The 25321-nt window shown below is 48.0% G+C and carries 24 protein-coding genes and 7 tRNA genes; 9 read left to right on the top strand and 22 right to left on the bottom strand.

Annotated elements, in window-relative coordinates; genetic code table 11:
* Positions 1-137: 137 nt before the first annotated feature.
* Positions 138-1055: a LysR family transcriptional regulator gene (locus FMS18_RS09215; RefSeq protein ID WP_163293734.1), complete on the top strand. Its 918-nt coding sequence runs from the start codon at positions 138-140 to the stop codon at positions 1053-1055.
* Positions 1056-1071: 16 nt separating this feature from the next.
* On the top strand, positions 1072-2250 hold the full coding sequence (locus FMS18_RS09210) for a GNAT family N-acetyltransferase (protein ID WP_163293732.1): 1179 nt from the start codon (positions 1072-1074) through the stop codon (positions 2248-2250).
* Here the strand turns inward: FMS18_RS09210 and FMS18_RS09205 are convergent.
* Positions 2247-2852 (bottom strand): YqiA/YcfP family alpha/beta fold hydrolase, encoded by a 606-nt coding sequence (locus FMS18_RS09205; protein ID WP_163293730.1) that lies wholly within the window; start codon positions 2850-2852, stop codon positions 2247-2249. The genes FMS18_RS09210 and FMS18_RS09205 overlap by 4 nt on opposite strands.
* 103 nt (positions 2853-2955) lie before the next feature.
* Between FMS18_RS09205 and FMS18_RS09200 the strand changes: the two genes are divergently transcribed.
* Positions 2956-4092, top strand: coding sequence for a GAK system CofD-like protein (locus FMS18_RS09200; RefSeq protein ID WP_163293728.1), 1137 nt, complete (start codon positions 2956-2958; stop codon positions 4090-4092).
* Between the two features lie 30 nt (positions 4093-4122).
* Positions 4123-4974 (top strand): deoxyribonuclease IV, encoded by an 852-nt coding sequence (locus tag FMS18_RS09195; protein WP_163293725.1) that lies wholly within the window; start codon positions 4123-4125, stop codon positions 4972-4974.
* Positions 4975-5063: 89 nt separating this feature from the next.
* On the opposite strand, the gene FMS18_RS09190 is transcribed toward FMS18_RS09195, so the two are convergent.
* Positions 5064-5339, bottom strand: a complete 276-nt coding sequence (locus tag FMS18_RS09190; protein ID WP_163293723.1) for a DUF2325 domain-containing protein — start codon at positions 5337-5339, stop codon at positions 5064-5066.
* 247 nt (positions 5340-5586) lie between these two features.
* Between FMS18_RS09190 and FMS18_RS09185 the strand changes: the two genes are divergently transcribed.
* Together FMS18_RS09185 and FMS18_RS09180 are read left to right on the top strand one after the other, a co-directional pair.
* Positions 5587-8703, top strand: coding sequence for an ATP-binding protein (locus FMS18_RS09185; RefSeq protein ID WP_163293721.1), 3117 nt, complete (start codon positions 5587-5589; stop codon positions 8701-8703).
* A 173-nt stretch (positions 8704-8876) separates the two neighbouring features.
* Positions 8877-9377 carry a hypothetical protein gene (locus tag FMS18_RS09180; protein ID WP_163293719.1) on the top strand — a complete coding sequence of 167 codons (501 nt, stop codon included), beginning with the start codon at positions 8877-8879 and terminating at the stop codon, positions 9375-9377.
* Positions 9378-9415: 38 nt separating this feature from the next.
* On the opposite strand, the gene FMS18_RS09175 is transcribed toward FMS18_RS09180, so the two are convergent.
* From FMS18_RS09175 to FMS18_RS09130, 10 genes are all read right to left on the bottom strand, one after another.
* A complete protein-coding gene (locus tag FMS18_RS09175) occupies positions 9416-10279 on the bottom strand; it encodes a nitroreductase family protein (protein WP_163293717.1) in 864 nt (287 codons plus the stop codon).
* 112 nt (positions 10280-10391) lie between these two features.
* The gene (locus tag FMS18_RS09170; RefSeq protein ID WP_163293715.1) at positions 10392-10928 is read right to left on the bottom strand and encodes a hypothetical protein; all 537 of its coding nucleotides are present in this window, start codon (positions 10926-10928) and stop codon (positions 10392-10394) included.
* A gap of 104 nt (positions 10929-11032) precedes the next feature.
* Positions 11033-12220 carry a GAK system CofD-like protein gene (locus FMS18_RS09165; RefSeq protein ID WP_163293713.1) on the bottom strand — a complete coding sequence of 396 codons (1188 nt, stop codon included), beginning with the start codon at positions 12218-12220 and terminating at the stop codon, positions 11033-11035.
* Between the two features lie 20 nt (positions 12221-12240).
* Complete coding sequence (locus FMS18_RS09160; RefSeq protein WP_163293711.1) at positions 12241-13329, bottom strand: HprK-related kinase B; 1089 nt, start codon at positions 13327-13329, stop codon at positions 12241-12243.
* Positions 13329-14204, bottom strand: a complete 876-nt coding sequence (locus tag FMS18_RS09155) for a GAK system ATP-grasp enzyme (protein ID WP_163293709.1) — start codon at positions 14202-14204, stop codon at positions 13329-13331. Before FMS18_RS09155 ends, FMS18_RS09160 begins: the two co-directional genes overlap by 1 nt.
* A gap of 21 nt (positions 14205-14225) precedes the next feature.
* Positions 14226-15878, bottom strand: a complete 1653-nt coding sequence (locus FMS18_RS09150; protein WP_163293706.1) for a PhoU domain-containing protein — start codon at positions 15876-15878, stop codon at positions 14226-14228.
* A 40-nt stretch (positions 15879-15918) separates the two neighbouring features.
* Complete coding sequence (locus FMS18_RS09145) at positions 15919-17061, bottom strand: hypothetical protein (RefSeq protein WP_163293704.1); 1143 nt, start codon at positions 17059-17061, stop codon at positions 15919-15921.
* Between the two features lie 9 nt (positions 17062-17070).
* Positions 17071-17628: a GAK system XXXCH domain-containing protein gene (locus FMS18_RS09140; protein ID WP_163293702.1), complete on the bottom strand. Its 558-nt coding sequence runs from the start codon at positions 17626-17628 to the stop codon at positions 17071-17073.
* Between the two features lie 209 nt (positions 17629-17837).
* Positions 17838-18362: an HD domain-containing protein gene (locus FMS18_RS09135; RefSeq protein WP_163293700.1), complete on the bottom strand. Its 525-nt coding sequence runs from the start codon at positions 18360-18362 to the stop codon at positions 17838-17840.
* 96 nt (positions 18363-18458) lie between these two features.
* Entirely contained in the window at positions 18459-19346 is an 888-nt protein-coding gene (locus FMS18_RS09130) for a LysR family transcriptional regulator (RefSeq protein ID WP_163293698.1), read from the bottom strand.
* Between the two features lie 98 nt (positions 19347-19444).
* Between FMS18_RS09130 and FMS18_RS09125 the strand changes: the two genes are divergently transcribed.
* On the top strand, positions 19445-19858 hold the full coding sequence (locus FMS18_RS09125; protein ID WP_163293696.1) for a hypothetical protein: 414 nt from the start codon (positions 19445-19447) through the stop codon (positions 19856-19858).
* Positions 19859-19923: 65 nt separating this feature from the next.
* Here FMS18_RS09125 and FMS18_RS09120 read toward each other — a convergent pair.
* The 4 genes from FMS18_RS09120 to FMS18_RS09105 form a co-directional block, all read right to left on the bottom strand.
* Positions 19924-20001 (bottom strand) — tRNA-Glu (locus tag FMS18_RS09120).
* Between the two features lie 94 nt (positions 20002-20095).
* Positions 20096-20173, bottom strand: a tRNA-Glu gene (locus tag FMS18_RS09115).
* A 97-nt stretch (positions 20174-20270) separates the two neighbouring features.
* Positions 20271-20348 (bottom strand) — tRNA-Glu (locus FMS18_RS09110).
* Positions 20349-20409: 61 nt separating this feature from the next.
* Positions 20410-20484: transfer RNA gene (locus FMS18_RS09105), tRNA-Gln, on the bottom strand.
* 204 nt (positions 20485-20688) lie between these two features.
* Here FMS18_RS09105 and FMS18_RS09100 point away from each other — a divergent pair.
* Positions 20689-21750: a ParA family protein gene (locus tag FMS18_RS09100; protein WP_163293694.1), complete on the top strand. Its 1062-nt coding sequence runs from the start codon at positions 20689-20691 to the stop codon at positions 21748-21750.
* Between the two features lie 76 nt (positions 21751-21826).
* On the opposite strand, the gene FMS18_RS09095 is transcribed toward FMS18_RS09100, so the two are convergent.
* From FMS18_RS09095 to FMS18_RS09070, 6 genes are all read right to left on the bottom strand, one after another.
* A complete protein-coding gene (locus FMS18_RS09095) occupies positions 21827-22723 on the bottom strand; it encodes a class I SAM-dependent methyltransferase (RefSeq protein ID WP_163293692.1) in 897 nt (298 codons plus the stop codon).
* Between the two features lie 172 nt (positions 22724-22895).
* A tRNA-Glu gene (locus FMS18_RS09090) sits at positions 22896-22973 on the bottom strand.
* A 97-nt stretch (positions 22974-23070) separates the two neighbouring features.
* Positions 23071-23148, bottom strand: a tRNA-Glu gene (locus FMS18_RS09085).
* Between the two features lie 21 nt (positions 23149-23169).
* Positions 23170-23244: transfer RNA gene (locus FMS18_RS09080), tRNA-Gln, on the bottom strand.
* 85 nt (positions 23245-23329) lie between these two features.
* Positions 23330-23677 (bottom strand): hypothetical protein, encoded by a 348-nt coding sequence (locus FMS18_RS09075; protein ID WP_136675253.1) that lies wholly within the window; start codon positions 23675-23677, stop codon positions 23330-23332.
* 37 nt (positions 23678-23714) lie between these two features.
* A complete protein-coding gene (locus FMS18_RS09070) occupies positions 23715-24218 on the bottom strand; it encodes a DUF721 domain-containing protein (protein ID WP_163293690.1) in 504 nt (167 codons plus the stop codon).
* Positions 24219-24400: 182 nt separating this feature from the next.
* On the opposite strand from FMS18_RS09070, the gene FMS18_RS09065 reads away from it, so the two are divergent.
* On the top strand, positions 24401-25312 hold the full coding sequence (locus tag FMS18_RS09065) for a metalloregulator ArsR/SmtB family transcription factor (RefSeq protein ID WP_163293688.1): 912 nt from the start codon (positions 24401-24403) through the stop codon (positions 25310-25312).
* The last annotated feature ends 9 nt before the right edge of the window (positions 25313-25321 follow it).

The following is a 25321-nucleotide window of genomic DNA, read 5'->3' as shown; positions in this document are numbered from 1 at the left end:
GCGGGAAAAAATGCAATCAAACTTTTTGCTGATTTTTATCTTCAGACATTAATATTGTAATTATACAGGATTTATTGTTCAATAAAAAGAAGTCGGGGATTTTGCCCCGCTGTTTTTTTAGCAATGGATTTTTATTGATGGAATTAAGACAGCTGAGATATTTTATTGCCGTGGCCGAGGAGTTGCACTTCGGTCGTGCGGCCCGCAGGGTGCATATTGCCCAGCCTCCTTTTTCGCAGCAGATTAAAGGGCTTGAGGAAGAACTAGGTGCTCGTCTTCTGGAGCGCAACAGCCGTAAAGTTCGACTTACAAACGAAGGTCGCTATTTTTATAAGCAGGCTATGGATATTGTGGCTCAGGCTGAAGATGCCGCAGCTACTGTGGGGCGGATGGCCAAGGGCGAATACGGCAATATAAAGGTCGGTTTCATGGAGATTGCCATGGACAGCCTTTTGCCGGAAGCCGTGCGTTCGTTCAGTCACAGGTATCCCGGTGTGTCAGTGCGGCTCAGTCAGTTCGGGGCTTCCATTCAATTGCAGAAAATCAGTTCCGGTGAAATGGATGTGGGCTTTTCAACTGTTTACCTGCATGCCATGGAAGGGTTGTCTTCGGTAAAGCTTTTTTCCAGAAAACATGTTCTGGCGGTGCCGGAAGATCATATCTTTACCGCTGAAAAAAGCGTATCATTGACTGAAATAGCGCGGGAGAATCTGCTCATGTTTCCACGCAGCGGGCAGCCGGACCTTTATGATGCTATTATGGATGCCTTTACCTCACGGGGGCTGGTGCCCAGGGTAAAGCAGGAAATTTCCGGTCTATCCGGTGCTTCCGCCTTGATTTCTTCAGGCATGGGGGTAACTTTTCTCCCGGAGAACAGCCGGGTCTCACGCAAAGGAATTGCTATGGTTCCTGTCAGTGACGAATTTCCCAGCATGGACATCTATATGGTCTGGAACAGGGAGGATTACTCCAATACGGCTGGGGTTTTTATGGAATGGGTTGCGGATTATTTTTCGGTATCAAGATCATTTGCCGGGATGGTCAGCGGTCAGTAGTTTTTAGGGTTGGTAAATGACTGATATATTGGATGGACTTGAAATTTCATGGATTCCTTCAATCACCGAGGTTGATCGGGATGAGTGGGATCGGCTTGCCAGGGAATTGAATTTTCCTTTCCTTGAGTGGGATTGGCTGCGCCTTATTGAAAAGAGCCGGAGCGCAACCCCGGAAAGCGGCTGGCTTACGGCTCATCTGCTTGTCCGGTCTGAGGGGCGGTTGGTGGGAGCAGCTCCATTGTTTGTGCGCGACCAGAGCGAAGGGGAGTTTATTTTTGATCGGGTCTGGGCGGAAGTGGCCCAGAAAGGTGGCATGGCCTATTATCCTAAAATTGTAGGCATGAGTCCTTATACCCCGGCATCCGGTTATCGGTTTATGGTTGCCCCGGATATTTCTGCAAAAAAGGTCACCGGGGTGATCTGCCAGACCCTAGACCGTTTTTGTTCTATCAACGGACTGGGCAGTTGCGCTTTCAATTTTGTGGACCCTGACTGGGGAATTGAAATGGAAGCCTACGGTTATGCCGCATGGAAACATCAGGGATATGTCTGGCTTAACAATGATTACCGGGATTTCGATCACTGGCTGAGTACTCTGAACAGCAACAGGCGTAAGACCGTCCGTCGTGAGCGTAAGGCTTTGCGCCGTGATGATGTAAGGGTGCAGACTTTGACTGGATATGAAATTCCGGACCGCTATTTTGATCTTATGTATCGTTGTTACGAATCTACCAACGATAAATTCGGGGTCTGGAGCTGCAAATACCTTACCCCTGACTTTTTCGAGGGGCTGAAGCAGAACATGCGGGAAAATCTGATGTTTACTGTAGCCCTTCGGGGTGATGATCCTGATCCGCTGGCCCTCTCAATGTTTGTCTTTTCCGGGGATCGGCTCTGGGGCAGATATTGGGGTTGTTTTGAGGAAGTGCGTTTTCTCCATTTTGAGCTTTGTTACTACGCTCCTATTGAATGGGCGGTGGCTAACGGCATAAATACCTATGATCCGGGTATGGGCGGAGAGCATAAAGCCAGACGCGGATTTTTTTCCACTCCTTCTTACAGTCTGCACAAATTTACCGATCCGTCCATGGATCTGACCTTCAAGACTTATATTCAGGAAGTGAACAATCTTGAAAATGGTTACATCAGCGAGATGAATGAACTTATGCCTGTGGGGCGTATGGACGAAGATTAATTCCGCATAGTCAGCAGGAAGTCCCTTACTTTTATATCGTGGCGGGCGACCTGATCGAATCCTTCAAAATGGTGGTCGGTATTGTAGGAGATTATCTCGGCCCCGGCCTTTCTGAGTATTGACTTCATTACCTGCTGATCAAGAAGCTCATCCTGTTCACCGATCAGAGCCAGTACCTGTCCGGCGCAGACCCCTTTTTCGGCGATTCCTTTTTCCAATTCTTTTTCCACCATTGCAAAACTATCCACATGTTCCTGTGAAATGAGGATGCTCTCACCGTTGGAAAATTCATAGATTTCACCCAGACGGCTGCGGACCAGTGTTGCCGGAGTCAATGCCGGATTAATCAGCAGGGCCGGGACAGAGTGCCGGAAGTGCATGATCAGCGAATACAGTCCGCCCATGGATGATCCTTGTAGGATCAGGGGGCGGTTTTTGTTTTCTGTAACAATGGAGTCTATTATTTCTAGTGATTGCAGCGGGTCCGGGGGAAGATCCGGGCTGATCAGTTCATGTTTTGGAAAGTTCTCAGAAAGTGCTGCTGCTTTTGAGTTTGCGCCTGAAGATCCGAATCCGTGTATATTGAGGAAAATGTTTTTCATATCAGTAAGATTGAGGTATGTTGACTGCTAATTGTTATAAAATGGGCTGCCGATACTATAATATTCACTAACCAAATGTTCGGTTCAGGTAAAGGAGTTGCAGGTGGAGAAAGAGCATCCGGCATTTGTTTTTTTCAGCGGGGGAACGGCCCTTAACGGGTTGGCTTCCGAACTTGCAAAAGTAAACCCGGAATGCGCTTATATTATAACCACTTTTGATTCCGGCGGCAGTTCAGCAGCTTTGCGTGAAGTCTTTGATATGCCGGCGGTGGGGGATGTGCGCAATCGTTTGCTCGCCCTCGCGGATATGGAAAAACCGGAAAAAGCGAATATAGTTGAACTGCTTGGAACACGCCTTCCCCGCTATGCGGACAGAACAGCCCTTAACGGACAGCTTTCCCATCTTGCCAATGGTTCTCACTCCCTTATGGACGGTTTTTCTGAAATTGTCCGCAAGATCCTTTCAGACCGCTTTGCCCTGTTCATAGAGCTGGCCGGGGACCGTTTTGATCCGGTTAACGCCAGTCTCGGCAATATCCTGCTCGCAGCCGGGTTTATGGCCCATCAACGTATATTGGCCCCGCCTATCTCACAGCTTTCACATCTTATCGGGGCGCGGGGAATTGTCCGTGCTTCAACTGTGGATAACGGGCATCTGGCAGTGCGGTTGCTGAACGGGGAAATTCTGGCCGGGCAGCATTTTTTTACAGGCAAGGAAGTTGATCCGATATCATCACCCATTGACGGTATGTGGATCTGTTCCGGGGTGGATGATCCATGGCCGCGTCCGGTACATGCTTCATCTCTGGCAATAAATCTGGTTCGTGGTGCGGATTTAATTGTTTATCCCATGGGCAGCTTTTATTCCAGCACGCTTGCTGCTCTTTCCCCGCAAGGGTTGGGGCAGGCTGTTTCCCTGAATCCCTGCCCGAAAATATTTATTCCCAATATGGGCTTTGATCCGGAATTGATCGGGCACAATATTAATTTGCAGGTGGAGAGGCTGCTTGAAGTTCTGCGTCTGGATAATGCAGCCTATATCGGATCTGAAGCAGTGCTCAATTATGTTCTTATTGATTCGGAAAACGGTGTTTATCAGGAAGATCCTGATCTTGCGGCCTTGGAAAAACTTCCTTTGAAAGTAATTGACCGCAGGCTGGTTTCAGACGAGTCTGAAGGCCTGATTGATCCGCGATTGCTGGCTTCGGTTCTCATGGAATTCGCGCCTGCAAAATATTAATATCCGGAAATAATAAGCAAAGGAATTTTTATGTATATAGGTGCCCATATGCCCATAACCGGCGGGGTGGACAAGGCTGTGGAGAGGATCATGTCTGTGAAGGGAACCGCTCTCCAGATCTTTACCCGTAACCAGCGTCAGTGGAAGGTAAAGCCTCTTGAAGATAAGGTGGTGGAAAATTTTAAAAAGTTGAGGGAAGAATGGGGCAATTACCCGGTCAGTGTCCATGACTCTTATCTTATCAATCTTGCTTCTCCCAAACCTGAGAGCGTGGCTAAATCCGTAAAGGCTTTTGCTCAGGAATTGCGCCGGACCGAGGCTCTGGGCATTGAATATCTGGTGACCCACCCCGGCTCTCATCTGGGAACAGGTAAGCTCGAGGGGCTTGAGCGGTATGTGGCAAATCTTGATCAGGCCATAGCCCTTTCGGAAACAGAGGAAGTGAAGGTACTTATCGAGAATACTGCCGGACAGGGAACAAATCTCGGCAGCAGGTTCGGTGAGCTGGCTACAATTCTGGAAGATTCCGGTTACACTTCGCGCATGGGGGTCTGCTTTGATACCTGCCATGCTTTTGCAGCCGGATATGATTTGCGCACCGCTGAATCATGCGCAGAGGTTTTTGAGCGTTTTGACAAGTTGATCGGTCTTGATTTTATCCGTTTTTTTCATCTCAATGACAGCAAGCAGGAGTTGGGGTCCAATAAAGACCGCCACGAGCATATCGGGAAAGGAAATATCGGCCTTGAAGGGTTTCGGTATATTATTAATGATTCCCGGTTCTCGACTATTCCCAAGGTAATTGAAACTCCGAAAGAAGATGATCCGGATTTTAAATTTGATAAAATGAATATTGAACTTTTGCGCTCCCTGCACAGCTAGCAGGGGCGAGGGGCGGATATCTGCGGCTGGCCGGAAGACTGTCTCCAAACCGTCTTTCGCGCCGGGATATTGTTTTCAGATGGATTGCTCTAGAGTTTTTCAAGACAATTTTTGAGAGTGGAAACACCGCAGGAGTGGAACATATGCAGGGGTATCTGTTTTGATTTGGTGTATTTTACGATGTCTTTTTTTGCTGCATGAGAAATCTGGTTTGTAAAGATTATTACATGATCAGCATTGCCAAGTTTTGAGGATACCTTGTTTTCTTTTCCCGTGAATACTTTGAGTTTAACGCCTTTTTGCTTGGCTGAAACAATATAATCCCGCTTAAGTCTGTCCATTCCGCCTATGAGAGCTGCACACATGATTGCCTCCATTTTTTTAAGTGCTAAATTCTTTGTAATGAAATTGATTCTCACTGTCAAGCGAGGGTTTGTTTTTTTATAAAACTATGAGAAAAAGGTGCTAAGCGTGCTAAGGTAGTCAAAATATTTTTAGTTTAAATATATGTTGCGGTCATGGATCTGATTCTCATTACATATGTTTTGGCCCGCGTTTATATTTGGGATTGGTTAGATCTTTTTTAATTGTCCGTATGGAAAGTCTGATTTGATGAAAAAACACGAGACCAGCCATAATTCTGGGTACGGCTATAGTCTCCTGCTGATATGCGCCATTGTCATATTTGCCGGATTCGTAGGTATTACCTTGTGGACCGGGTATACTTCGCAATTGCAGGTCAGGAATACTGCGCGCGAATTGTTCGTGGGAGAATCCGCTAAAAGATCGATGGCGGTCAGTTTTTATTTTTCCAAAAGAGTTTCCGAGCTGGGCAGTGTGGCTGCCAGCGTGCCTGTCCGTTCGTTGATCAGCGCACTGGAGCTGCGCGGGCCTGATGCAGTGGCAAAATCATCTGAACTGGTGGGGGATGTGTGCTCCCTGCTCCACCGTAATCTTGCCCAGCATACTGTTGGTGACGAGCTTGTTTTTTCCAGAATTGCTGTGCTTGATGAAGAGGGAGACGTGCTGCTGGATTCCGACACGGAATGTACTCTTGCTGAGGATAATCATGAGGTTGCGCAGTTCAGGGTCAGGCACGGTTCTCCGGCTTTTTTTGCTGGAGAATACGGCGGAGAGTTGTCCATTGTTGTTAGCGTTCCCGTGGATGCTTCATTGGGAGTGAAGGGTTCTGTTGTCGGCTGGACAAAAATAGACAGCTTGTACCGCAGTTTGCGGTTTATGACGATATCCCCTTCTGTGGGAACAGATTTTCTGCGTGTGGGCAGTACTGTTGTTGCGGTTTCGGATGTCTCGGCGCATCAGAGCGGCGAGCTTCTGCTGATGGATGTTCTTCATGAATGGGACGGCCTGACCGTGCTTGAAGCAGGCAAGTCAGGCCGGAAAGTTGACTATCTGGCAATATCATCCCCGGTTCAGGGGACTTCACTCAGTGTAATCAGTCTGGTGGAAGAGCAAAAACTCTTCGGTTTCCTAAGTATCAGAATGCAGTTTCTGCTGTCGGTATTTATTTTCCTTTTGATATCATTCGGTTGTTTCTGGTTGGTCCGGGGAGTGCTCGGCCGTAAAATTTATGAAGCCCGGATGTATGAGGCCGACAGGCGGGTAGAGGAAGTAAACAGGCAGAAGGAGAAGGTGGAGCAGGAGGTCAAAAACCGTCATCTTGCTGATGCCCTGCGCAGAAGAGCGGAGATAAAGTTTCGCGATATTTTTGATAATGCCCCTATGGGAATTTTCCAAGCCACTCCTGAGGGAAGGTATATTACTGCCAATAACTCTCTGGCCGAGTTGTACGGCTATGAGGGCGCAGATGATTTGATTTCAGAGGTTTCCAGCATTGGTGACCAGATTTATGTATGCAGCGAGGACTGGGAGCGGGGGGTTCAGATGCTGCGTCTTTCCGGGCAGGTGGCTTCATATGAAGTTGAGTGTCATCGTAAGGATGGCGGCAGGGTCTGGACCTCAAGGGAACTGAGGTATGTTGAATCCGAGCTGGGGATGTCCTCTTACGTGGAGGGATTTGTCATAGACATTACCGGCCGTAAAAAAGCAGAAGCAGAACAGCAGAAAAGTGAGTGGCGGTTCCGCTCTCTTTTTGAGAATTCCCCGGTGGCTCTTTGGGAGCTGGACATGAGCCCGCTTAAAAATCTTTTCGACTCTTATGGTCCTGACATGATACCGGTTATCCGTGAGGATCGGCTGTCTGATTATAAATCTGTATGCCGTTGCGCCAAATTGATCAGGATAATTGACACTAATAACCGCACCATTGAATTTTTCGGGGCAGATTCCCGGGAGCAGCTGATCAGGGATGGATTTTTGCCTTATGTTACCCACCATTCATGGCGGGTGTACCGCACGGTTTTCCTCGATTTTCTTCAAGGGGCAGATAGACATCGTAGTGAATTCAGTTTTCTTCGTCTTGATGGTAAGGAACAGTCATTTATTCTTAACCTGATCATTGTGCCGGGATGTGAGGATTCTTGGGAACGGGTTCTTGTTGCGGTTGAAGATATTTCCGAGCTGAAAAGGGTTGAGAAAGAATTGAGGTTCAGCAGGGAAGAAGCGCAGGAAGCCAATGAGGCCAAGGGCAGGTTTCTGGCAAACATGACTCACGAATTCAGAACCCCCATGAATGCGGTAAAGGGGATGGTTCAATTGCTCCAGCGTTCCGAATTGACCACGGAACAGCAGGAGAATCTGCGGTTGATCAAGTCCTCTGTGGATAGTCTGCTGGTTATTGTTAACGATATCCTTGATTATTCAAAGCTTGATTCCGTGCACATGGAGCTGAATGAAGAAAATATTGATCTTCCGGCTTTTCTGCGGGAAATGAGGGATGTTGTGGATATCGGTGCCATGAACAAGCCCCTTAAGGTTGAGCTTGAGGCGGAGAATGTGCCTGACTGTGTACAGGTGGACAGTCTCAGGTTACGGCAGGTGCTTGTTAACCTGCTGGGAAACGGAGTCAAATTCACTGATGAAGGTGCTGTTACCTTGCGGTGCAGACCGCAGCACCAGTCCTCCGGCAGCGAGAAAATTCATCTTCTTTTTGAAGTTGTCGATACAGGAATAGGATTGCCGGAAGAAGCAATAGAATCTCTTTTTGAATCCTTTGTGCAGGCTGATCCGACTATTACCAGAAAATATGGTGGAACAGGGCTTGGTCTGGCTATTTGTTATAAATTGGTAAAGCATCTGGGCGGGGAACTGTCCGCGCGTAACAATGAGCAGGGCGGTGCTTTGTTTTCTTTTGTTCTGCCTGTGGGAGTTTGCACCGAGCATCGTCAGGCGCAGGAAGTTCAGGGCAGTTCGGAAGAAAAGTCTGTTGCTGTAGATTATTCCGGCATAAAAGTGCTGGTGGCTGAAGACAGTAAAATGAATCGCATCCTTCTTCGTAAGGTTTTCGAGAAGAACGGTCTTGAAAATTATGTGATGGTGGAAAACGGCAAAGATGCTGTGGATACTTTCATTGATTCAGATGATTTTGATATAATTTTCATGGACATACAAATGCCGGTTCTGGATGGTTTTGAAGCCGCTCGTGCAATTCGCAAAACTCATTCCCCAGTCAGGATTGTGGCCCTTACTGCTAATGTGGGTGATGATTTCATGGAAAAATGTATTGAGAGCGGTATGGATTCCCGGATCACCAAGCCTTTCAATGTGGATGATCTGCTGGCTGAGCTTGCCGGGGTTGTTACTGCTTAGCCGGATAATAAAAATATCTGGGTGCACCTTTGTATTTAAGAAAAGTATATTTATTCAGTTGGTTGAGACTGTTGCCAAAGGAGCCGATATTTCTTGAACGGTTTTCATTACAATGGTAATTCCCTAGTCGTGGCGTATGAAAAAATAGTTATCCGCTTTGCAGGCGAGTTGTAATGTTAAAGGCTCTTGCACAGAAAAAATATAATTATATACGTGTGGCCCCTTTACCCCATTTTGTTCTGGGACTTTGCATCGGTATGGTCGTGACTCTTGCGTGGCTTGCCGCGGAGTTTTATCGAGACGGGCACAGCTGGGGGTTCATTACCTCGGCAGCTATTGCCATGAGCTGGGTGACCGGAGCTTTTTTTTCCGTGGCGGATATTATCAGCCGTTACCGGGAATATCTGCGCATTCGCAAAATGCTGGTTGATAAAGGGTACAGCGATAAAATTTTCAAAGCCGTGGCAACTTCACGGTGCCAGCGCGATGCTGCGCTTTGGGCCGCCCGGCAGGCCGGATACGGGTGCTTGGCTAAAAAGGTATATCATCGTCTGGGCTACCGCTGGTACCACGTCATGCCGGACATGCTGGTCCGCAATCCTTTCCGGATTTTTACTCCCAAGTTTTTACGCACGGCCTTTAAACCCGGTAAGCGGGTCAGTGATGAAAAGTAAAAATTACCCCCATCTTTCATGAAAGATGGGGGTAATTTTTAATGTGTATTCGGGCGGGCGTGGAATATGAATTTCCCGTCCTGCTCTTTTGCAACAGCTTCATGCCGGGGTGGAATGCTGCGGTATCTAACTGCCGGATGTCCGAGGAACAATGCTCCGTGAGCCATGTGTTCTTCCGGGATATCTAGATGGCGCAGTACCTTTGTGCTGTATGCCGCAGCCAGAATTACATACCCGGCCCAGCAGGTGCCGTAACCCTTGGCATGGGCTGCAAGTTCAAGAGTGTTGGTGGCAATTATCGTATCTGCCTGCGGGGTGATGCCCAGCTTGGGTGCCCAAGCAACTGCAATTGCAGGAGCGTTGCGGCATATAGCATCATTCCCTTTTTTCCAGGCATTGACCAATCCGGCGAGGAACAGTTTCTCCGCCAGCGGGTTCTTCTGCTTCACCATTTCTTCCATCCATTCGACCACAACTTTGCCCAGCTCATAAACCTTTTCCGGGGTATCAAGAACAGTCCATGAAACCGGCTGGGCATTGTGTCCTGAAGGGGAGTAGGCTGATATGTGGATCAGTTCGCCGATTTCCTGCACGCTGATATTTTTCTTTTTGAATTTACGCACAGAGCGTCGGGTTTTAATCAATGTTTCAACTGCGGCGGAATCAGGCAGTTCTTCTTTGCTGAAGGGAGTTGCCTGTTGTCCATCAAATGCGGTCAGGGTGATGGCCCCTGTGGGGCAGACGGCCATGCAATGACCGCAGTTTATACAGTAATTGGTTTTCTTGGGATGGACCGTGGGAATCAGCCCTTTCTCTTCTACGGTCAGCACTGAGAGGGGACATTCGTGTACACAAAGCTCATCCTTTTTGCAGAGCTTGGCATCAATTATAACTGGTAACATTTTGTGTCCTGTGTTTGGGGGATGAATCAGGTTGTCGTGAAAAGGTAAGCATTGTTTGTATTTTGACCAGAGCATGAGAGAGCCCCGGCTTTTCAGTCGGGGCTTGGTTGTCTCATGAGAAGAGTCGCTTAGCTCCGGCAGTGAGCAGCAGTCCGGCTGCTATGAGCATCCATGTGGCAGGAATGGGTACTGGTGCAGGAACAGAGTCAAGGAAACCCATTTTCCCATTGCCGTGCAGGTTCTTATGGCCTTCATATTCGAAGTGAGCGAAACGAATTTTCTTGGGTTCGAATTCGACGTAGAAAGCATTTTCAATGGTCTGCTTTCCGGCAAGTGAGGCGTAGTCGAAGGCAGAGTCAGCAGTCAGCGGGGTGTATTCATTGAATCCCTGCATTCCTTTACCCGCGTAGAAGCGTACAGTAGTTCCTTCGTCTATGTGAGAGTCAATGTCGGCTATGCTGATGGTCGCGGTTGCTTGCAGATCTTTGAATCCGATTGAGCCTAGATAATTGTTATTGCCGAGTTTCCATGTGTCTCCATTATTTTCCAGTACAAACCTGAAGCTGGACCCGTGGGCGACGGTTGCAAAAATAAGCATTGCAGCCGCCAGAACAATGACAAATAAAGTCTTTATTGTTGTGAACTTCATTTGACCCTCCTGCGGCTGAGCAATTAAGTTGGGCTTAGTAAAAACACGTACCTTCCTACTTAATAGGTAAGGGGAAATGTTCGAAAGTCAATGTGTCCCACTTATCAGGCCAGTGAAAGCAAGGCTTGCGAGAGAAGGTGCGGGTCCAGATAGGGAGTGCTTTCATTGCTGACGAGTTCGCAGTCAATGACCTGAATACCGAGCTTGTTTATCTCATTTTTATCAACACCGCCGGGATAGATTCCATTGACCGAGTCCACAAGGACAAAGTTAAGGACATCTTTTATGGATATGTTTTCCGGGTCATCCTTGCGCAGATAATAGAGGAGTTTGTTAATCTGGTCGGTCAGTGAATGTCCTTTCAGTTCCGGATCGGTTCCGGTGTTGGGAGTGAAAACTTTAGGGCATCTGCTGTCGCTGATGGCATTTCCGATACCTTCGGGTAACAGGTTGGCTACCACACTGGAATAAAAACTTCCCAGCGGATAACAAATAAGTTCAGCACTTTTGATCAGTTTTTTCATTCTATTGCGGATAGGTACTGAACATGGGGTGGAGTCGCCAAGTTTTTCGGCCAGCCATAATTTTTTAATGCCTGATCCGATGGGCGAGGCTTCTTTGCCGGTAAGCAGGTGTTGACCGACCACGAAAGTTCCGTCCTCAAGTTCCGCAGCCAGATGAATGTCCATATTTACGGTGGGGCGCACTATGCCACGCACCTCAACCAGCTTGGAAAAAATATAGAGTACCGGGTCAATGTGGCGGCGGTTGCTGATATAACCGGCAGTGAGGATGATATTACCGACACTGGCTCCGCGCAGGTTAAAATCATCCATGATGTCTGCGAATTTGATGAAATGGTTGCGGATTATTTTTCGCATGGGGGCCGGGATATCCCGTACCAGAGGATGTTTACATTCCATCATTTCTTCAAATTCAGTGCGCAGTTCACCTTCATCTGCATCGTCGGGCAAACGGTAGGCAAAAAGTTTGTATATCTCAGGGTTGCCCAGCACGGACTGGTCCGCAAGAGCCATGAGCCTGTTACGGATGTCACCCACTGCCAGCATTTTGAACTGGTTGCGGATAACCGCAGAACTGCCCCCGGAATCAAAGGGGGTGATGATGTGTATGGAGTTGTGAGTGTACTGGGTGAGCACTGAGGAAGTCTTCTTTAGCGCGGTTCCGCCGCTGAAAAAGAGTATGCGGGGGCCGAGGTCCGGGGTTCTTCTGTAGCGTTCCAGTTTAATCGGGTCCGGTACCCTGACTTCACGTTCTATTTTGATGCGCATTATCTTCCTGAAAGTTGTATTTATATACTGCCTTTTTTCATAAATTTGAGGCAGGCATCGGCGGCTTTATCAAAATCCACGCCGCCGCTGATTTCAACGAGAGTTGTCTTTGACAGAAAATCAGCATAGGCGTCAACACTTGGAGCCCTTTCTTTTTCTGGAGAATCCGGGAGATAAAAAAGCCCCGGCTCTTTCATAAATGCGGGAAGCAGGTCCTTGCGCTCTTTGGGATCTACTTTCTTGATGACGATATCAGAATTATCGCGGGTCCAGTTGAGAATGAACAGCGCGTTCATGGAGGCTTTGAGTTTAAATTTATTTTTACCGTAACATTCGTCAATGAGGGCATCGTACTTGTGCTCAAGTTCCCAGAGTTCTTCCTTGGGCATGGCAAGGAATTTTTTCTTATCTTCCGGGGCCACGATGCAGGATAGGTCCGGGTTGTTCAGTGCTGTTCCGGGGTTGATGCGTGGCTGTTTGGCCACCCCGTACATCGTCAGGTAACCATCGCTGTCTTCAGCCATGATCCGGTCATTGCTGACAAAAGTTGTGCCCCGGCTCATCAGGTGCAGGGCGAGGGTGGATTTACCCATGCCGGAAAAACCAGCCAGAGCGATGCCCCGACCATTCTGGATAACACCTGCGGCGTGCCCGAGAAAACAGCCCTTGTTTATTTTGTATTCGATGAATCGGTTGTTGATGAAGTTGATGAGCTGATTGGAGTTTTCAATGCAGGGGCCGATGGCAATATTATCTTTCCCGCCGAAAACGAAGATCATTCCGGTCAGTCTTTTGTAAACCACGCGACCATCGGGAAGATTGTGAAATTCTTCTTTGATTTTGCTCTTGCCCGGTTCCGGTTGTTTTACGGTATATTTCAGGCCGAGGTCCGCCTTGGGACACTCGTGGGCGGTAATCAGGATGTCGCCTTTATGGGCGTTTACCAGAAATTCTTTGAAGTAGTTTTTCAGGTTGGACAGTAGCTTGGAATTGTTGACTCTTGTTTCAATTACACAGCCGCAGAAGTTAATGAACAGGGACTCGTTTGCAGAAAATTTATTGCGGAATTTTTCAACAATTGCGGATCTGGTGATAGTGCTTTGCTCCATTATCCTTTCACCTTCTTAATGACATAGTCTACGTAATGGGCAGCAGCATCAATACCTCGCGCATCAAGCAGGCCGCGAAAGCCGCCGAAAGCAGAGACTTCAAAAATATAGGGTCCTTCAGGGGTGATAGCCACGTCCACACAGGTGAAATCGAGGTTGAAGATGGCCTGCGCTTTCTGGGCGAGGTCAATAATTTCCTGCGGGGGGTCTATGGGGGCGTATTTGCCGCCGTTTACTGTGGTGGTGTTCCATGAATCAGTCGTCTTGCAGCGGGCGTAGGTGGTCAGATACTTCCCGCCGAGAAAGACAATGCCGAGGTCGCTGTCATTGAGGTCTATGGTCTTTTGGATGTACATGGTGCTGTAATCCTTATGGTAATTCTCAATGGTCTTACGGGCGTCCGGGCCGGGTTTGAGTACAAACATGCCTCGGGCCTTGGTGCTGTACAGGGGCTTGAAAACAGCTTCGCCGTATTCTTCCACTGCGGCGAGGGCATGGTCCACATCTTCGGTAATGGTGGTGGGAGGCATGGGGATATCGCCCAGTTGCAGGGAGATGGTGCAGGTGAGCCGGTCCAGCACGCGCAGGATGGAGTAGGGGGAGGAGAAAATCTGTACCCCGCGCCCTTCAAGCAGGCGCAGCATTTCCAGACGGTCCAGAAGATCCGGTGAGTACTGCTTGCCGATTTTTTTTATGACCAGCGCATCAAAAGTGGAGAGGTCGTATCCCTCCACCGTAGCCCGCCCGGAAGGCAGATCAAGCCGCACATCCTGCATTTCAAAAATCTGTGTTTCCCGGCCTGTTTTCTCGGCAACTGCTCTGGCAAGTTGTTCGGACGACCACGCGCCCTTGAGTCCTATTACGCCTATTTTCATAGTCAGCACCTTTATTGCTTTTTAGTAATGGAGGATATCTTCCGGCAGGATGAAATGGTCCCAATTTCCGTTGTAGCGGTGAACCTTTTCCAGCAGGAACATGGATCGGTTGAACATTTCCTTGGCAAAGGTGTAATTGAATTCGAAACGGGTGGATGTGTAGAAAGAACGGGCCAGTGCCAGTGCCAGACGGGCCTGCCATGTTTCATCGTTGTTTTCCTGGGCGAATTCTTCTGTAAAGCTGTACATGCGGGAAATTACCGCGTTGATTTTGTTCCTGATGGGCCGTTCGAAAACAGGCATGCGGAAGCCGGAAACAAGGAAAACCGAGAGATCCTGTATGTAGTCGAAATCGCGGGAGCGGTGCAGGTCAATGAACCTGACCCTTTCGTCATCATTGCTGTAAACCACGTTGTTGCAGTTGAAATCGCCGTGGATGAATACGGTAAACGGAGCCGGAAGCGACTGCTCAATAGTCAGGCATTCCTCGATCAACTCTTCGGATGAGATTATTTCAGTATCGCCCATCTGACGGGCATTGCGATGGAATTCAGGATGGACCTGCAATACGCCGTTCTGGCGGGATTTGAGCTGATCCATAAAGGTGGTCGGGACCGGAGCATCTTTCTTGGTGGTGGTCCAGACATGGCGCAGGGTCTGCTCAAGAGTGAACAGTGCGTTTTCAAGGTCGGCATCATCCGAGGTCAGGATCATGGTATCAAGGGTACAGCCGGGCAGGAATTCAACCAGCATGGAACCTTTGTTCTCTTCCTTGGTTTCGTGGAACCCGAAGATTTCAGGGACCATGCCCGGAAAACGCTTATTCCATTGTTCAAGGCTGGTCCGTTCAAGTCTGATTTTGTCGAGATTCCCTTCTTTATAAATACTTCCCTGTGCCACCGGGGGAGCCTGATCCTTGTCCTTGGATTGAACATGTCCGATACGGCAGCCTGAACGGGAGCCCCAGATGCCTTGAAAATCGATGTCCGAGAAAGATCCGTCATATCCGGAAACGCTCAAGGTTTGTTGCAGGGATTCAAACTGTTCGATTTTGATGCGTTCGCCGAGAATGGAAAAGATGATTGCCTCCCCGATGTTGAGCAGGGAATCGCCGATTCTTTCAAGGTAACGGAAAATAAAAAGGCAGGTCACCAGATCGGGGATGTTTTTACCACTGCCCATTTCAGCCATGATACGGTTGAAATTGTCCTTGTATAATGAATCCAGCCTGTTTTCGGATTTGCAGATCTCAAGGGCCAGAGGCATATCTTCCGAGCTGAAACCGTCTGCTATTTTTGCGGTGCTTCCTTCGATAATATCAAAGGCTTCGGCGCATTCGTAGCGGTTAACGTAGCCTTTGTCCTCAAGGTAGGCCATCTGGTTGACGATGTTGACGCAATGATCTCCGATGCGCTCCAGGTTGACCGAGGATAGCTGAATTGCCCTGATTTTGTTCAATAGTTTGGGCTCAAGATCAATGGAGTTGTTGATGCGTGAATAGGATTTATTTTCGATAACTGTTTTCATGTTATCGATGTAGTCGTCGCGCGAAGTTATTTTACGGAATAGGGAACGGGAAGGCGACTTTACGAATTCCCGGGTAGCCTTAAGCTGATTCAATACCTCAAGGATGAGGAACTTGAAATTTTCGTCCAAACCTTCAAATGTGAGCATGTTTGTGTGTCTGTGGTTATGGTTTTATGTGGAGAGGATGCTAGCCTTTCATGCGGGCTTTGTATTCCTTGATTACTGAGTGGCGATCGATTCCGGCCACGATTAATTTTTTCCTGATGTTCAGGTCGTCCCATGCGGGTTGCAGGCCGATTTCGCGGGCTGCCTTGCCCGGGTCCTGAGTGTCCAGCGGTTTGGTTTTTTCACTCATGTGGCAGTCATCGCCCATGAAGATGAGCAGTTCATTGTTCCCGGCGGGACGGGATGCGTTTTGTTCATTGACCACGGAAATGAGGAAGTCGGTGTAACGCTGGGATTGCGGATTCCAGACCTCAATACCGTCCACATCGTATTTTGCCAGCAGGATGGGCCAGAACTCTTCCGGGTGGGGAATAACCACGCAGCCGCCCAGAGAGCGCGCTTCCTCAATGACCTCGGTGGCCCGGTAGAAGAATTTGAGTGAAAAATCGCTCTTGACCAGCTTTTTTACCGCCTTGAGATAGGCCTGAATACGGTTGATCAGGGTATCGCCGTATTTGGGGCGCATGGCGTCGAAGTAGTTGCTCAGCAATTTGTTTTTAATGGAATCCTTGGGCACGCTGGACCATTCATCATCGAGCAAGGTCTGGATCTTGGTTACGTATACCCGGACCATTTCCACTAGGTCTTCGTCTGCACCGGTGGACTTTGCAGCCTTTTCAATACGCTCTCTCATGGGTTTGGTAATGGTGTCCATGTATTCGAAAAGCTGTGAGGAGCGGTACTTGAAGGTGTGGGCCAGCATGGATTTTAGCACATGGGCCTCTTTTACCTTCTCATTTTCAAAGTGGAGCAACAGCTGAACTTTCTGATTAAAGCCGCTGGCGTAGCAGTCCACTTCCACCCCGGTGTAATCTCCGTAACTCATGAGCACATTGTGCTGGGTGGGGATCATCAGCTTATCATGCACATTGGGGAACATCTTTTCCACACGCCGGGTAATATGCTCAAAGGGCACGAATTCCGGGTGCCAGTGCACGGCAAGCAGGTTTTCCTGCCGGGCATGGACCTTGGAAGGGGTTTCCACCTGTTCAATCTGCCAGTCGGCAAGGTCGGTGGAAATGACTTCATGAAATATTTGACGGTCTTCATCAGAAATTTCAGGAGAAACTTTTACTGCCGCAGGGCAGGAAACTGCTGTATTCATTTTGTCCTCTTATTTGTACCGAGAATGGCAATGGGCGGTGATGCTGTTGATTTCGTCACAGGCTTTGTGGGCGGATTCTACATCTGAATCATTGCAGGCCTGCTGGAACTTGTAGCATGCTGCCATGTATTCGTCGTAATATTCATCGCCATAGCCTTCAAAACTGACCATAAGTTTCGAGTCCGCCATGAATTCTTCCACCACTTCCGGCGGCGGAAGGGTGCCCGCGTGCACGGATTTAAAAATAATCTTAAAGGACGCCTTCATATTTTTTTTGAGGCTTTTAAATTTTGGCTTACTGCTGTCCTGTGCTTCGGGAGCGATTATCTCTGCCTCGGGGCATTCTTTTTCCGTCATGCTCACGGACATGGGCTTGGCTGTGACTTTTACGGCTGTGTGGCCGTATTCATTGCGGATGTTGATTTTCAGTTTTTTGAAGCCTTCAATCATCACAAGATAGGCATCATCTGCCGAAGCTTCACCTTCAAGGGCGTCCGCGATTTTGCGCAGGAAAGCCGGGAGTTCTCCGGGCTGGATATATTTTTCAATTTTGCTTTTTTTGGACATCCGTATCTCCTGATCCGCAGCTAAATATAGAATGGATATGCTAAATGTTGAATTTAAAGGAGCTACTTAAATTTCTCTGAATAAGTATCGCGAAACTATGCAAAGTTTGCAACTTTTAGGTTGAATTGTATTTTGTTGCGGAGCTAAAATAGAAAAGGCCCGCCGCTATGAATATAACGGCGGGTCTTTTTCGTTGAATTTATTGAAATTTATTCTTCAGCAATGGCAAGTTCTTCAAGGTTCTTGCCTGTTTCCTGTTCGATGGCGGTCTTGATGCGCAGGGCATTTTTTTTGCTCTGTTTTAATTTTGCCAGCAGATTTTCATCGGAGCATGATTCGATCTTATGGTCATAAATATAAATTACGGTGACCATCTGGTCTCCTTTGACCAGTTTATCAGCAATAAAGACGATCTCTTTTTCCGTAACCGGAAGATTGCCGGAATATTCCAGTTCATTATGAGCAGCCACAATATGGGCAACTTCATCATAACCGTTCTCGCGCAGAATTGCCGCTCCGGCTGCTGCATGGTCCGGCTTACCCTTGGCAATGTCATGCAGCAGGGCAGCAGCGGTAATCAGGGCCAGATTCGGCCCCCGGTCACGCAGCCATTTCAAATCGCGTCCGATGCGGCGTGCAACATCGCGCACCATTCGGGAGTGGATAATAGTCGCTTCCGGGGTATTGTTGGAAGCGAGGAGGTTTTCGCATTGTTCTGGGGTTGGGATGTTCATTCTTGGTCCTCATCTTCTTAATTCTATAATTAGCTGAAATAACAAGTTGTGATTTGAATCGATGCCTTATTCTAATCAAAATATGATTAGAATAAACTATTCATCAACCCGCCCCTTATAAAACTCAATAAAATTCCGCACCAGCGGGGTCATGCGTTCTGGATTCCAGACCATGCCGATCTCAAAGGGGTGCAGTTCTATTTCAAGCGGTTTGAGGGCGATGCCATCGGGGATGGTTCCGGCTGAATCGCTGTTGATTACGGTCCAGCCCAGCCCGGCGGCTACGAATACGTTCCCGGTGTGTTTGCGCTCGTATTGCATGCCGATTTTAAGCTCCAGTCCTGCCTCGCCAAATATCCTCTGCATCTCTTTTACGCGCATTCGGCAGTATGAGTCCGTGCTGCATATGTAAGGCAGCTGAGCGAGGTCTTTGAGGCTTAGAACGTCCTTTTGGGCTAGGGGGTGGCTTGCGGGGATTGCCGCGCATGAGGTGGACCTGTGCACGATCATGCTTTCAAGGCCCTGCAAGTCGACCAGTTTCATGGTTACGAAGCCCACGTGGCGCGTTCCTTCCCTAACAGCATTAACCTGAAAGTAGGTGTTCTCATCATGAAGGCTGACATCCACATCAGGGTAGTCCTTGATGAAATCCCTCATTATTTCCGGGAACGCCGATGACAAGGCCAGATAGATGAAGCTTATCTTGAGCTTCCCCGCTGTGCCGTCTCCCATGGCTTGCAGGGTTGTTTTGGAGCGGTCCATGATCGCCAGTATTTCCTTGGCTTCCTGAAGGAAGTAGCTGCCTTCCTCGGTGAGTTCCACCTTGCGGTTTGTACGCTTGAATAGGGTTACTCCAAGCTCTTCTTCTATGTTCTGGATCTGCCTGCTGAGCGGCGGTTGTTGGATATGGAGCCTTTCTGCTGCCTTTCCAAAATGGAGTTCCTCGGCAACAGCCTGAAAATAGCGGAGTTGACGCATGCGCATAACGATACCTTTTTGATATTAAAACGATGTTAAATGGTATTGGATTCGTATTATACCTTGTCGTAGCTTAAATCAAACACAAGTTGGAGGTACTCAAAATGTACGGATTGTATTTTTCAGGTTTTACGAGTCGGAGTGCGGTTGCGGCAATATTTGTAGTGTTTGCATTGGTTTTGGTGGCGGAGTCTTCTTCAGCCGGGATGCTGGTGGCAGAGGGCAAACGTAGTCATTACATTGCCAATCAGGATGAGGGGATCGTTTATGTTGTGTACGGCAATGGCGAGTGGGTGCGTTTTGCGGACGGAATGGGGTATATCTGCGGTTTGGCTGTGTGTCCTGATGAATCCCTCTATGTACTCTCAAGGTCGCAGCAGCGGATGTTCAAGATCGCTCCTGATGGGGCCGTTGTGACGGTCAGGAAGCTTAGGGTGGTTCCGGAGACAATTTATGTGGATCGGGATGGGGAGGTCAGGTTTGTGCATCGTAACGGGGTTATCGCGGACAGCAAGTAGGATTGCCGGGGCAGGAAAGCAAAAAAGGATTGAATCTTTCGATTCAATCCTTTTTTTATGAAAAGTGGCGTCCCCAGGGGGATTTGAACCCCCGTCGCCGGCGTGAAAGGCCGGTGTCCTGGGCCAGGCTAGACGATGGGGACGCATCTTAAATATGCACCTGCTTCAGTGGCCTGAATCACTTTTTACGAAGCCGGTTTTATATAAAGACTTGGCTGGCAAGTCGTTTTAACTAGATGGCGTCCCCAAGGGGATTTGAACCCCTGTCGCCGGCGTGAAAGGCCGGTGTCCTGGGCCAGGCTAGACGATGGGGACGCATCTAAAATATGTACCTGCTTCAGTGGCCTGAATCACTTTTTACGAAGCTGGATTTTATGGCACGACCAGTCTGGCTGGTTGGTCGTTTTACTGATGGCGTCCCCAGGGGGATTTGAACCCCCGTCGCCGGCGTGAAAGGCCGGTGTCCTGGGCCAGGCTAGACGATGGGGACGCATCTGTATAAAAGACCCGCTTCAGTAGCCTGATACTTGTGAAGCGGGTAAAATTTTTGCTGGCTGGGACACAAGGACTCGAACCTTGATTAACGGAACCAGAACCCGTCGTCCTGCCGATTGAACGATGTCCCAGCAGCGAGAGAACCTTTTATGTAGAATCGAGATTGCTGTCAACAAGAAAGTAAATCTTTTTTGAAAAAAGTGAAGAGGGAGGCTATTTGACGAAGTTGGTAATGTCTTTTAAAAGTGAAAATAATTTAAATTTATTAACAGTAATAGCTCAGTCTGTGGTACTGGGAGTGATTAGATAATTTTGGAAAACTAGGAGGGCTTGTAATGGCCATATATGCTTTTTGGAATAACAAAGGAGGCGTAGGTAAAAGCTATCTTACGTTTCAGATTGCCTCTGAGTATGCTCGGCAGCATCCTGAGAAAAAGGTTTTGGTCCTAGATGCTTGTCCACAAGCCAATTCCTCTTCTATGTTGTTGGGAGGTATGTTTAACGGAGAGTCGAAGCTTGGAGATATTCATTCTGCTCAAAGGCCTAAGAAGACCATTTCAGGGTATATTGATGAACGTATCGTAAGTCCTTATGTCTCACCCAAAAAAGGTGCGGATTATGTGGTTAATGTTTCTAGTTATAATGAAAGGGTTCCTTCAAACGTATATTTAGTTGTTGGGGATGAGGAGCTTGAGATTCAGGCTTCGAGAGTATTGGCTGCGCTAAATGCTGGACCTGATGATTCTTGGCGTATTGTTCATCTTTGGTTTCGTGATTTGATTGACGATATTTTGAATAGTTGGGGAAACGTCGACACTTGTGTCTTCATAGATTGCAACCCCAGTTTTTCGATTTATACTGAATTGGCTATGACGGCAGCTGAAAGATTGTTGATTCCTTTTTCCGCAGATGGTTCGTCAAAAAGAGCTGTGAAGGCTGTTTTGTCTTTGCTCTACGGAGTGACTAGACATCAAGGGGAAGCTCAGTCTGAGTTCTTTTTAAGCAGTAACAGATACAGAATGAGTTTCCCTCAAATATATATGTATATTGGCAATAGGTTGACTCAAATGAATAAGTCTTCAGCCAGTGCTTTTAAAACCGTAGTGAATGAAATTGGCGAAGAAATTTGGAGTGTGTGGACTACCAATGCTAATCAATTTTGCATCCACCCTGGAGGGGCTACTACACCGACTTCCAAGCGTGCATTTAAAAAAATGTTTCAGTATGAAGTAAATGATGCAAATACGGCTTCAGTTGTGTCAGGTGCTCTTGGAATTCCTATAGCTATTCTTAGGTCTGGACCTAAGATCGTTGGAGGGAAGAATATTACAGTGAATCAATCGCAACTTGATAAGCAGGTTCCAAATGTTACGGCTTTGGTTTCATGCATTGAGTAAGTTTTTATATTTTTCCTCAATGGCAACGCCCGATTCGTAAGAATTGGGCGTTTTCTTTGTGTGCATCTAAGAAAATTTACCCCTTCCCCGCCAAACAAACCGCATACTGAAAAAATCCCCTCTTAGTAATTGCTTCGTCGATCTTTAAAGCTTGGGTAAGTAAAGGGGAATCCTCATCAATATTGACCAGTATGTCGTTCAGTGCGGTGTGATAGATGGTTCCGCCTGTGGGGATAATTTTAGGGCTGGGAAGCAGTTCTTCCAGTGCGGGGATGATTGATGCTGAATCGGCGGCTTCTGACGGATCAGCGGCGATTATCTGCTTTAGGGAAGGCCTTTCTGCCCGGCGTGGGAATTTACCGCCCAGCGGGTTGATGAAAATTTCATCCGGGAGATTTTTTCTGAAAAAGTTGATTTGCTCCAATTCCGCCTCTGACCATTGGAACCGTGAGCTTCCCACAAAGTCATTCATGTAGAATACACCGCCCGGACGCAGGCAGTCGAAAGTTTGCGCGATTGCATCGCGGGCATTGAACATGTGGTGCAGGGAGTTATCCCAGTGGATGAGATCGAACTTTCTTGGTTGGGTTTCAAAAAAATCTTTATTGATGATGGTGACTCGGTCACCGCAGCCTGCGCTTTCAAATCTCTGTTTGGCTAGTTCGCAATTCTTTCGGCTTAGCTCGTAAAGATAAAAATGTTGAACAAGACCCTGCTTTACGAATTCCAGTTCCTTATGGGCACCGCCGCAGCCGAGTGAAAGGGCTTCCCCAAATGATTTGCCCTCAAGCATATCTTTTATGAGGTAGATTGACCCTTCATTGACCCCTTCAAAACTTTTACCGCAGATCATGTGATTGATGTGCGCAACAATTCTTGGGGACTTCCACCACCTGTCGCGGAGGTGGACTGGATTGGTTCGTCTTGCGTCCCAGTGTTGGCCGATAGCTTTGTCGATGTGTTCTTTGCTCATATTTTGCCCGATAGAAGTGAGGAGTGATTTTCATGGATTGCATGAACATATTTATGCTGTCAACTTAGGGGGAAAGCCTTATTCGGGGGGAGGAAAGGTCTGGGAAGATATTTCTTTTGGGGCTTTAAATACGAAAAAGCTCGATTCTTGCGAATCGAGCTTAGAAATTTCGTGGCGTCCCCAGGGGGATTTGAACCCCCGTCGCCGGCGTGAAAGGCCGGTGTCCTGGGCCAGGCTAGACGATGGGGACGCATCTTGAATATGTACCTGCTTCACGTTGGCCTAAAACAAAGTGTGAAGCCGGATTTTTGGTGACTTGGTCTGGCAGGTCAAGTCTTGATTTGAGTTGGCGTCCCCAAGGGGATTTGAACCCCTGTCGCCGGCGTGAAAGGCCGGTGTCCTGGGCCAGGCTAGACGATGGGGACGCATCTCAAAAAATATGTTGTTGGCTGGGACACAAGGACTCGAACCTTGATTAACGGAACCAGAACCCGTCGTCCTGCCGATTGAACGATGTCCCAGCAACGAGAAGAGTGTTTATTTGGAAAGACTCTTCCTGTCAACAACTATTTTCGAAATATTCAACATATTTCGAAAATAAAATTATTACAGAGCTCTAGCAAGCGCGCGAGTCTGCTTTTTCATTCTGTTGATTCTGCGACGAAGCTGGCTGCGTTTTTCGCGGCCATCAACAGCTTTTTTCTCGATACGCATTTCTCTCATCTTTCTTTTGATGGAGATGATCTGATCTTTGTAAGGAGAGACTGCGCCTTCTTCGTCTTCAATTCCAAGGTATTCCTTGATATTGGAGATGATGGTCTCTTTGTCCATACCGGAAGCACCAGCGATCAGGGGCATTTTGTCGATGCAGAGCTGACGCAGGTCCTTAGTGGTCATTTTGTCGAGGGGCTTTTTCAGTTCAAGACTCTCGAGGGTGGGTGTTTCTTCACTCATGTTATCCTCCTTAAGGTGGGCTTTGTGCCCTGAAATATTATGATTTTTCAAAAAGGCGGACGTATCTTAGATAACATCTTCCGACCGCCGATTCTGGATCAAATTTGTCTTTCAACCCGCCTATTTTGCCGGGTTTTTTGATCTTGGCGTCCTTGAACTCAGCACGTTTCAATTCGTACCCGTCCAATGGAACCCTGCCGTTTAGCAGTTCAAATAGCACCTTGTCAAAGACTTCTTCACCAAAAAATGAATTTATTCTTTCAAGGATCTCCGGGGCGAAATATGAAAGCTCCTGCGCGGCCACGGAATCGTCGGAAGCGAGGATCAATGTGCGCTTGCGGTGACCCAGCGGTTTGGCGAATTCGGCAAGCTCGCCCATCAACTCAGGCCATGCCTTCCAAAGTCTTGGAATCATGAGCTTGTATTTCCCATCCAGATTCGAGACATAGTCCCCCATAGCCTCGCCTAAATGTCTTGTCTGGCGTTGCCTGGGGTGGAATACCCGCTTGCGGGGGCCGTTATATTTTTTCTTTGCTGCCATATTATATGATATATCCGTAAAGTTCTCTTGATGAAGTTTCTTTATACATTAAATTTCAACTTGGCAAAATGTTTTGCGCGACCATATTATTTTAGTGCTTGACGCTTTCTGATACTGCGGGTAGTGCAAATTGAGATTTTGTTATATAAAGATGTCGTTATGTTTTGCCGATGGGGTATTTGATGGAAATTTTGAAATTCAGCAAGGCTTTGTCCGATGAGATCAGGATCAGACTGCTGGCCATGCTTCGGGACAATGAACTCAATGTTGGTGAGGTTGTGCAGGTGCTGGGAATGTCTCAGCCCCGTGTTTCGCGCCATTTGAAAATCATGCATGAGAACGGCCTTCTGGAGTCCAGAAGGGAAGGGCTCTGGAATTTCTACCGTCTGGCTCGTTCCGGCAGCGGAAATCGTTTTGCGGAATCCATCAGCTGGCTCATTGAAAATGAACCGGAAGTGGAAGAAGATCGTCACCGGGTAGCCAAGGTGCTGGCCGAACGCAATTTGGAAACCCGTAAATTTTTTGATGAAATTGCCGAGGATTGGGAGCGTTTACAGCGCGATGTGTTCGGCGAATTCAATATTGACAGCGAACTGCTGGACTTGGTGGATCGTTGTTCTGTGGGAGTTGACCTCGGTTGCGGTAACGGGTCTTTGCTGGAAAGTCTGCTTGCCAAGTGCGATACAGTTATCGGGGTGGACAGCTCCCCCAAGATGCTGGAACTGGCGGAAAAACGTCTGGGTAATCATCCAGACGTGAGCCTGCGTATCGGCGAGCTTACCCATTTGCCCCTGCGTGACTGGGAGGCGGACCTGACTTTTATTTCCATGGTCCTGCATCATCTGCCGCGTCCGGACAAGGCTGTTGCCGAAGCTGCGCGGACCCTTTCCAGCGGCGGCAAGCTGGTCATTGCTGATTTCCTGTCCCATTCAAATGAGCGCATGCGCAGTGAATTCGGTGACCGCAGGCTCGGTTTTACAGAAGACGAACTTGGCTGCTGGGTGAAAGATGCAGGTCTTGAGTCCGTTAGTGTTCGTCGTTTTCCCGTAAATGAAGGACTGACCGTCCTTGTTTATATATCAGAGAAAAAATAGTTAAATTTT

Source organism: Desulfovibrio sp. JC022 (assembly GCF_010470665.1).
Taxonomy (GTDB): domain Bacteria; phylum Desulfobacterota; class Desulfovibrionia; order Desulfovibrionales; family Desulfovibrionaceae; genus Maridesulfovibrio.
This window is presented reverse-complemented; position numbering and strand designations above follow the sequence as displayed.